Source organism: Chromobacterium sp., from assembly GCF_041912965.1.
In the GTDB taxonomy this organism is placed as follows: domain Bacteria; phylum Pseudomonadota; class Gammaproteobacteria; order Burkholderiales; family Chromobacteriaceae; genus Chromobacterium; species Chromobacterium aquaticum.
In genome coordinates this window covers 74,298-83,379 of record NZ_JAYSGF010000020.1, presented here as the reverse complement: position 1 = coordinate 83,379, position 9,082 = coordinate 74,298, and the positions used below count along the sequence as shown (strand labels likewise).

The 9,082-nt window shown below is 67.0% G+C and carries 9 protein-coding genes; 1 reads left to right on the top strand and 8 read right to left on the bottom strand.

The window, feature by feature from the left end; genetic code table 11:
- Nucleotides 1-50 precede the first annotated feature (50 nt).
- The 8 genes from ACE3QM_RS12590 to ACE3QM_RS12555 form a co-directional block, all read right to left on the bottom strand.
- Nucleotides 51-1,523 (bottom strand): FAD-binding oxidoreductase, encoded by a 1,473-nt coding sequence (locus ACE3QM_RS12590; protein ID WP_374422285.1) that lies wholly within the window; start codon nt 1,521-1,523, stop codon nt 51-53.
- A 70-nt stretch (nt 1,524-1,593) separates the two neighbouring features.
- Complete coding sequence (locus tag ACE3QM_RS12585) at nt 1,594-2,865, bottom strand: flagellar assembly protein T N-terminal domain-containing protein (protein ID WP_374422283.1); 1,272 nt, start codon at nt 2,863-2,865, stop codon at nt 1,594-1,596.
- A complete protein-coding gene (locus tag ACE3QM_RS12580) occupies nt 2,865-3,506 on the bottom strand; it encodes an LPP20 family lipoprotein (protein WP_231461569.1) in 642 nt (213 codons plus the stop codon). Before ACE3QM_RS12580 ends, ACE3QM_RS12585 begins: the two co-directional genes overlap by 1 nt.
- 107 nt (nt 3,507-3,613) lie before the next feature.
- Complete coding sequence (locus ACE3QM_RS12575) at nt 3,614-4,531, bottom strand: GlxA family transcriptional regulator (protein WP_374422280.1); 918 nt, start codon at nt 4,529-4,531, stop codon at nt 3,614-3,616.
- Nucleotides 4,521-5,429 carry an EamA family transporter gene (locus ACE3QM_RS12570; RefSeq protein ID WP_374422277.1) on the bottom strand — a complete coding sequence of 303 codons (909 nt, stop codon included), beginning with the start codon at nt 5,427-5,429 and terminating at the stop codon, nt 4,521-4,523. The genes ACE3QM_RS12575 and ACE3QM_RS12570 overlap by 11 nt, the downstream gene beginning before the upstream one ends.
- Nucleotides 5,416-5,640, bottom strand: coding sequence for a DUF1737 domain-containing protein (locus tag ACE3QM_RS12565; RefSeq protein WP_231461566.1), 225 nt, complete (start codon nt 5,638-5,640; stop codon nt 5,416-5,418). Before ACE3QM_RS12565 ends, ACE3QM_RS12570 begins: the two co-directional genes overlap by 14 nt.
- Before the next feature lie 121 nt (nt 5,641-5,761).
- Nucleotides 5,762-6,313: an isochorismatase family protein gene (locus ACE3QM_RS12560; RefSeq protein ID WP_374422275.1), complete on the bottom strand. Its 552-nt coding sequence runs from the start codon at nt 6,311-6,313 to the stop codon at nt 5,762-5,764.
- A 70-nt stretch (nt 6,314-6,383) separates the two neighbouring features.
- Nucleotides 6,384-7,091 carry a LysE family translocator gene (locus ACE3QM_RS12555; RefSeq protein ID WP_374422288.1) on the bottom strand — a complete coding sequence of 236 codons (708 nt, stop codon included), beginning with the start codon at nt 7,089-7,091 and terminating at the stop codon, nt 6,384-6,386.
- 238 nt (nt 7,092-7,329) lie between these two features.
- Between ACE3QM_RS12555 and ACE3QM_RS12550 the strand changes: the two genes are divergently transcribed.
- On the top strand, nt 7,330-8,778 hold the full coding sequence (locus ACE3QM_RS12550; RefSeq protein ID WP_231461564.1) for a PLP-dependent aminotransferase family protein: 1,449 nt from the start codon (nt 7,330-7,332) through the stop codon (nt 8,776-8,778).
- Nucleotides 8,779-9,082 lie beyond the last annotated feature (304 nt).

Genomic DNA, 9,082 nt, shown 5'->3' with positions numbered 1-9,082 from the left:
GCGGTTTTCAACGCCGTATCGCCGAAGCGCAGCAGACTTTGAACAGGTTCTTAGGCCGTCAGATATTTATTCCACAGCTGATTGCGGAAACGGCCGGCCGGGTCCAGCGTCCGCTTCAAGGCGAACAGCTTGCCGGCATCGGGATAGGCCCGCTGGAATTGCTCGCGGCTGGCATGCAATTGATAAGGCAGGTAATAGCTGCCGCCCTGAGCCAGCGCGGCGTCTATCAATTGGCGGGTCCACACTCCCACCTGGCGCCGCGCGGCCTCGTCCTTGCCCTGCCGGTAATACAGCACCAGGGAGAACACCTCCTGCCGCGCCCACGCCAGCACGGTGCCGGCATCCGCCGGCGAATGGCGGATAGACACATTGAGCGCGGCCACTTGGTGCGTGTCCAGAATGGCCGCCATCGCGGCAACGAAACGTTCCAGCTTCGCCACCGGAACAAAATATTCCTGCAGCACGAAGCTGTGGCCGTCATCCGCGATGCGGCCCAGCGAGGCCACGTCCAGACTGGCTTCCCGGTTGCGCCAGAGCACGGCGGCGCGGGCGAAGCGCAGCGGATCGGCGACCTTCTTGCGCAATAGCGGCCCGCCGGGCAGTTCGGTCCAGGCGCGGATCGCCCCTTCCTGCAACCAATAGCGCTGCCCCTGCGGCGTCAGTCTGCGCTTGTCGGTCAAGGCCTGATCGCTGACGCGCCAGGTCACCGCGGTGGCTTCCTGAAAGTAAGGCGGCGCCAGATCGGCGTTGTGCATCACCGCGCCGCTGTCGGCGCGCACATGCTTGAAGAAGAAGTCGCGATACGCGTCCAGCCGCATGCGTTCCACCCGCCGCTCCAGCGGCTGATTGACGGCCAGTTCCAGCTCCACCTCGCAGATCACGCCCAAGGCGCCGTAAGCGCCGATAGCCGCGAAAAACACCTCCGGCCGCTGTTGGCGGCTGGCCTTAAGCAGGCTGCCGTCGGCCAGCGCGATCACGATGGAGCGCACCGCGTTCACCAGCGGTCCCAGCCCGACGTAACGGCCATGGGCGTTCACCGACAAGGAGCCGCCAATGGTGAAGTTGGCGTAGCTTTGCATGATTTTCACCGCCAGGCCGTGCGGGTCCACCCATTGCTGCAGCTCGCGCCAGCTCATGCCGGCCTGGACCCGGACCAGCCGCTGCCGCGGCTCCAGGCTCAGCAGACGATTGCAGCGCCTCATGTCCAGATGCAGGCTGCCGGGGCTGGCGATCTGCCCGCCCATGCTGAAACGGCCGCCGCCTATGGACACTGGGCCAGGCCACTGCCGCAGCGCCTGCTGAATGTCGGCGCTGCTGCGCGGCGTCGCCACTTGCACGACCAGCACCGGGTTCATGCCGGTGATGTCGTTGACCACCGTGCCGGCGGGGGTCGCCGCCCACGCCAGCAAGGGCTGGCATAGCGGCGCCGCCGCGCTCAGCAGCCCGGCTTTGAGCAGGGCGCGGCGCAGTGGATCAACGGGACTATCGGGAATGGGACGGGGGGTGGCGGGCGGTATCGGCATGCGCCGCAGTCTACGGCCAGCCGAATGGCATGACAAGCGGCCCGGACGCGCGCGCCGGGCCGGCTTCGTTTCAGCGTCGCGGCATGAAGCGCACGTAATCGCCTTCCGTCACCTTGCCCGGCGCCTGCACCGAGCCGATGGCGAAATTGGGCTGCACCTGGCTGATGGTGACGTCGCCAGCCAGGGTTTCCGGCACGCCCAACTCGCGGCCGGAGATCAGATCGCGCACCGGTTGCGCACTCTTGCGCTGATAGATCAGGAATTTGTCGCCGACGGCGATGCCGTCCAGCGAGCCGGCATTGATATAAACCTGGCGCGGGCCGGACAATTTGACGATGCGGGCGGAGAACGGGATGCAGGAAATCACGTCGCTGATCTTGCGGGTGGCCAGATCCAGCGCGCGGTCCACCGCCTGGCCATAATCGCTCTGCCAGAAGGCGGCCGAGGCGAACGGCCGCGGCGGGCTCACCATCACTTCGCCCTTGCCCAGCTCCGACACCCGCTCGCGCGCCAGCAGCGCGCCGGTCAAGCCGTCGTAAACCCAGACCTCGGCGTCGAACTGGCGCTCGGTGGGCACGTATTTGACGCCGCCGCCGAACAGACCGGCGAAGGGACCGTTATAGAATGTGCCCTGCTGGCTGGTGTTATTGGATTCATACAGCGATTTGCGCAGGCCCTTGGCGGTGGCGCCGGTGGCCAGCACCCGCCCCGCCACCACGAACTGCGCGTCCTCGGTTTCGCCGATGCGGCGCACGGTTTCCGCGCCAGCCGCCGGTTCGGCGATGCGCGAATCGGCCAGCACCGACACGGTGTTGGCGTCCAGCAGGCTGTACATGCGGTTGGCGCCCAGCCGCCGCGACAGCTCGGTGGGCAAGCCGGTGGCCAGTTCCGGCATGTCGGACGCCTCCGCCGGGCGATCCACCTGGAAATAGGTGGTGACGATCTTGCGGCGCAGGCTGCGACCGACCGGCATCGCGCAGGCGGCTTCGGTTCCGCGCGCGGTACGCGGCGCTTTGGAGGTGTCCACCTCCACCTTGACATGGTAGAGCTTGCCCTGCTGGTACTCGCTCACCACCTTGACCTCACCCCGCACCGGCGCCAGCGGAGTCAGGCTGCCGGATTCGCTGCTCCTGCCGTAGTCCAGCCCCTGCGAGGCTTCCACCCGCGCGCCCTGTCGCAGCGCAATCATCTTCAGCGCGTCCTGCAACGCCTGTTCACGCGCGACGGCGCCGCCGCCGTCCAGCGCCGCCACGCCCTCGGCGCTCAGGATCTCGGCGCCGGCCGAGCACGCAAAAACCGCCGCGAACGCGGCGGCCAGCACGGGGGAAACGCGAAACCGCATCATTGGGCCATATAGTAGTTGCTGCTGTAGCGCGCGGCGCCGCAATTGCCGTCGGCGCATTGCAGGCCGGCGGTGGCGTTTTCCTGCGAAGCCTTCATCACGCTGCCGGTCTTGTCCAGCGCCTGGCGGAATTGCTTGTAGAACTCCTGGTCCAGCATGATTTCGGCCACCGCCTCGCTGGTGCCGTCCGGCTTCATGGTGTTGGACACGATGTTGACGCCGCGCAGATAGGCATCCACATAGGTGCGGAAGCTATCGCTGTTGGCGATCATGTTCGATACCGAGCTATTGCCCACCAACTTCATGCCCTGCACCTGTTCCGCGATCGCGCGGAAAGCGTCCAGCCGCGCGGCGCGCAAGGCCAGCAGCTTGCGTTGCGACGGGGTCAGACTGGAGGTGTACGGCGCGGCGCCGCTGCCCACCACTCGCACCACGATGGGCTGATAGGGGTTCACTTCCTTGACCACCACCTTGGGCGCTTCGGTCTCGATGCCGGGGCCGACGAAACCGACGCCGCTGGGCGTCATGCCGGCCGGCTTGGGCGCGGCGGCCGCTACCACCGGGGGATGCTCGGCGGTGGCGCAGGCGGACAGCCCCAACAGAACAGTAAACACGCAGGCAAGACTGGGAATCGTTTTCATGGCAAGTACCGTTGGATGTTGTTCGAATTATGAAGCGATCTAAAGGAACGTCAACCGCAACATCGACATTGACAGCCGGAACTTGAGAGCCGGAACGCATCTTCCCGTCATGTCTGGCGCGCATCGGCCCGGTTCAACTGCCGCGCCGAGGAAAAACCGGCCGCCAGCGCGGCCTTTTCCTTGGACAGGCCGGCGTCGCGCCATTGACCGGCCAAGGCCAGCCTCAGCGCCGCGTGATAGCCATGCACCGATACGCCGGCATGCTCGCGAAACAGCCGCGACAAATGGCGGGAACTGACATGGACCTGGCCGGCCAGGTCCTCCACCCGCCAGCCGCGCGCCGGATCGGCGGCGATCAGATCCTGCGCCTTGTGCACCGCCGGGTGCAGATGGTTGCGGTGAGTCAGCCACGGCGACAACTCCGGATCGCCGGCGGAACGGCGGAAATACACCACCATGTGGCGCGCCACCTCACGCGCCGGGCCGGGTCCGGCCAGTTCCGCGATCAAATGCAGCGCCAGATCCACGCCGGCGGTGATGCCGGCGCTGCTGCAGATTGGGCCATCCTGCACGAATACCCGGTTCTGCTGCACTTTGGCGCGCGGCGCCAGTTGCTGCAGCCGCTGCAGCAAGGTGTGGTGGGTGGTGCAGTGACGGCCGTCCAGCACCCCGGCCTCCGCCGCCAGCAGGCTGCCGGAGCAGATGCAGGCGACGCGGTGGCGGCCAGGGTCCAGCTCGCGCCGCAGCCAGCGCACGATTTCGCGCGCCTCGGGCCGCGCATAGGCTTCGATGGAATGCGAGGCGCCGCTGATCACCACCAGCGCGCCCTCCGGCAAAGCCCGCGGCAAGGGCGCCGCGCCCAGCAGGCCCAAGCCCAGCGAGGTGGCGACTTCCGGCGTCGGCGCCACATAATGCGGGCGCAGCGGCAGGCCGAACTGAGCCGCGATGCGAAAAGCGTCGGCCGGCCCGGCCAGATCCACCAGCAAGAGATTGGGCGGCAACACGAAATAGACATCAAGCGCCACGCGTCGCCACTCCCTGGCGCCAGCGCGCCAGCCAGCGCGCGCCGAACACGTTCACCACCAGGCCAGCCAATAGCAGCAGGCTGCCGGCCGCCTGCAGCGCGCTCAGGCGCTCGCCCAGCAGCAGGCTGGACGCCAGCACGCCCACCACCGGCACCAGCAAGGAGAACGGCGCCACCTTGCCCGCTGGGTGGCGCGACAGCAACCGGCTCCACAAGCCGTAGCCGAACAAGGTGGCGACGAAGGCCAGATAGCACACCGCGAACAGCGCCTGCGGCGTGAAATGGCTCAGCGCGGCGGCGATGCGCTCGCCGCCCTCCAGCCACCAGGACAAGAGGAAGAAAGGAATCGGCGGCACCAGGCTGGACCACACCACCAGGCCCAGCGGCTGCACGCTGTAGCCGGCGCGGCCCATCTGCCGCACCACCACATTGGACAGCGCCCAGCTGAAGGCGGCGGCGATGGTCAGCCCCAGCCCCACCGCCGTCATGCTGCCGCCCTTGCTCAGGCCGATCAGCGCCAGGCCGCCCAAGGCCAGCAGCAGGCCCGCCATCTGGCTGGCCTGCCAACGCTCGCGCAGCCACAGCCCGGCCAGGATCAAGGTGAAGAAAGCTTGCGACTGCAGCACCACCGAGGCGAGGCCGGCCGGCATGCCCAGCTTGATCGCGGTGAACAGGCAGGCGAACTGGCCGACGCCCACGCTCAGGCCGTAGGCCAGCAGATAGCGCCACGGCAAGGCCGGGCGGCGGATGAAGAACAGCGCCGGCACCGCGGCCAGGCAGAAGCGCAGCCCGCCCAGCAATAAGGGCGGCACATCCGACACCCCCCATTTGATCACCACGAAGTTGACGCCCCACACCAGCACGATGGCCAGCGCCTGCATGAGATCACTCCAGGGCATCGCCGCCTCCCCGCGCGCCCGGCCACAGCACCGCCTGGGCGACGATGACGCGCTCGCCATCGAAAGTGGCGGCCGGCGAGCCATGCAAGCGGTAACCCAGCGCCAGCGCCTCGCTGACGCGGCGGCAAAAGCTGGAGTCGTCAGGGCCGGTCAGCAAACGATAAACAGGCAGGCCTTCCGGCGGATGAACAGATGGCATGTCCTTGGACATGGGCTTTCTCCTTCAACAAGCGCTTGCCAAACGCGGCGGGCCTGGCCCGCCGCATTCATTTCGAGTACCGCTTCACAGTAACATCAGATAGTCGCGATGGCGACGGTCACATGCGGCTTGCTCAGCGGTCCAGCTTGGCCAAGGCCTGCTCCACGCTGACGATGTCGGCGAAGCGGCCGGCCAGCACCAGCTCGGTCTTGGCGCGGATCTGCGCCGGGCTGTACACCTGGCCGCTGTGGGGATGGGTCATCGCGAAGGTCAACGTGGCCTCGGTGACGAAGTCGACTTCATAACCCAGATCCGATGCCACCCGGGTGGTGGTTTCGCAGCATTGCTCGGTGCGGATGCCGGTCACGATCAGCCGCTGGATGCCATGGCGGATCAGCCAGGGCTGCAAGCCGGAATCGGTCAAGGCATTGTGCACATGCTTGACGAAGGTGGCGGCCGGCCGGTGGCTCAGCCACGCTTGCGGCCGCACCAGGCCGGACTCGGCGGAAAAGGCTGCGTCGCCGTCTTCATGCAGGATGTTGATCACCGGCACGCCGCGCTGCTCGGCGCCGGCGATCAATTGCTGCAGCTTGGCCTGAAACGCGGGCAACTCGTCCTCGTTCCAATACGGACGGTGACGGAAGGACTCTTGCACATCGATCAGCAATAAGGCGGTTTTTTTCATGGCGGCTTCTCCATCGCATCCGGGCCGGACGCTGTTGAACACAGCCCGAATGCTACGGACTCGCGCGCCTTTATTTAACGCTGATTACGGACAAGCCACTGTCAAAAACGGACATCGTCCCCACCGGCCGCGCCGCCGCTGGCGCCGCAGCGATTTCGGCCGGCTGCGTCCGACCATGCGGCTGGAACTCATCGTACAACAGCCACAGCGCGGTGGCGGCCATCAACACGCCCATGCTCAGATTGAAACCCAACAAGGCGCGTGGGCTGGACAGCCAGGCGCGCAGCCGCTCGCCGGCCCAGGCCCAGACGCCTATGCACGGCAGATTGACCACGGCGAACACCAGCGCCAGCATGCTCGCGCCCAGCCAGCGCTGCTCCAGCGCCGGCGGCATGAACAGGATGGCGGCGTTGATCACCATCACCCAGGCCTTGGGATTCAGCCACTGGAACAGCGCGGCGCCGACGAAGCCCAACGGCTTGGCCGCCGCGCCGGCTTCCGGCTGGCCGGCGCGGGCGATCTTCCACGACAGCCACAATAGATAGGCGCAGCCCAACAAGGCCAGCGGCAGCCTCGCGGCCTGGATGCCGTCCAGCAGCAGCGACAGCAGGCTGGCCACCAGGAATACCTGGAAGGCGCAGCCCAGGCTGATGCCCAGCATGTGCGGAATGGTGCGGCGGAAGCCGAAATTGACGCCGGAAGCGGTCAGCATCAGATTATTGGGGCCGGGGGTGATCGACATCACGGCCACATAGGACAACAAGGCGAATTCAGGCATGGCGCTCACTTTTCTTTCCACCGCGCAGAAACGGCGCGGCATGGCATTGCGGGAACGAAGCCCGCCCCGCGGCCGGCTCCGTCGTCCCAATCCATGCTACGCAGCGCCGCCGCATGCCGACAGCGGCAGCTGTCACCTTTATCCGTGGTGACAGAACAGGGTTTTCGCAAACTGTCACCATCGCCTATCATGGCTACTGTGTCTGTCTACCGCCGCCCAAGCGCGGCAAGCTGTCCTCATGGAACCCACTGTCACCCCCCACGCCCCCACGCTGTACCAGCAATTGGCCGATGACCTGTCGCTGGCGATCAAGCGCGGCACGCTGCCGCCCGGCTCCAAGCTGCCCTCGGTGCGCCGCACTTCGCAAAGCCGCCAGCTCAGCCTCAACACCGTGGTGGCCGCCTACCGGGTGCTGGAGGACCGCGGCCTGGTCGAGGCGCGGCCGCAGTCCGGCTACTATGTGCGCGCGCGGCTGCCGTCGCCGGCGCGCGCGTCCGATACCCTGAGCAGCCCGGCGGCGCCCACCCGCCCGCAGGTGCTGGGACTGATAGACACCGTGCTGGAAGCGCAGCAGAACGAGGACTACATCGATCTGGCGCTGGCCTGCCCGCATGGAGGCGACTTCTACCCCGGCGGCAAGCTGGGCCGGCTGATGGGCCAGATCCTGCGCCGCCAGCCCGGCATGGTCAGCCGCTACGCGCTGCCCCCGGGCTCCTTGCGGCTGCGCACCCAGATCGCGCGCCGCGGCCTGGAACTGGGCATGACGCTGCAGCCGCAGGACATCGTGCTCACCCACGGCTGCATGGAAGCGCTGCAATTGGCGCTGCGCGCGGTGACCCGCCCCGGCGACACCGTGGGCCTGGAATCGCCGACCTATTTCAATCTCTTGCCGCTGATCGCCAGCCTGGGCCTGAAGACGGTGGAGATTCCCACCGATCCGCAAACCGGCCTGTCGATAGACGCGGTGGAGCTGTTGTTGGCGGAAAAGCGCATCAACACCCTGGTGGCCATGCCCAATGTGCACAATCCGCTGGGCGCGACCATGCCGCTGGAGGCGAAAAAGCGGCTGGCGCGGCTGCTCAGCCGCCACCAGGTGCCGCTGATCGAGGACGCCCTCTACGCCGAACTGCAGTTCGGCGACACCCTGAGCCCAGCGGTCAAGGCCTTTGACGACGAAGGCTGGGTCATCGTCTGCTCCAGCTACACCAAGACGCTGGCGCCGGACTTCCGCATCGGCTGGATGGAGGGCGGCCGCTTCGGCCATGCGCTGCGCCAGCTCAAGTTCGCCTCCTCGGTGGCGGAACCGGCGGTGCTGGCGGAAACCCTGGGCGCCTTCCTGGAATCCGGCGGCTACGATCACCACCTGCGCGCGCTGAAGCGGCGCTACGCCGCCCATGTGGAGAAAGTGCGCGGCATGATCGCGCGCCATTTCCCGGCGGGCACCCACGCCACCGCGCCCTCCGGCGGCTTTTTGATCTGGGTGGAACTGCCCGAGGGCATAGACGCGGTGGCGCTGTTCCACGCCGCCATCGCCGAGAAAATCAGCATCATGCCCGGCCCGCTGTATTCTCCCAGCGGCCGCTATCCCAATGCGCTGCGGCTGTCTTGCTGCTACCCGCTGGACCAGCGCTACCTGACGGCGCTGGCCCGCGTCGGCGCGCTGGCCGCCGAGCTCAGGAGCGGCTAAACCAGACAAAGCCGGAATCCGTTTTGAATGACAATGAAATAAAAAACATCAAGACGAAGCAAAGCCACCCGCGTTGTCAAGGCCGCGGCCCTTACCGCCGCATCGCCGTCGAGGCCGAGGGCGCATTGAGCGAATGCGCTAGCCAAACACGGTTCATCCCGCACGCGTAGCCGCGCCGGCCAAGGCCGAGTGGCGATATGGCCGGCGATGCCTACAAACCTCGTCCGATCCGATGCCACTGCCATCCAGCTCACGGCGTTTCGACGGCCGCGCGCTCTGGTCGATTACTGTTCTTTTGGCCGGC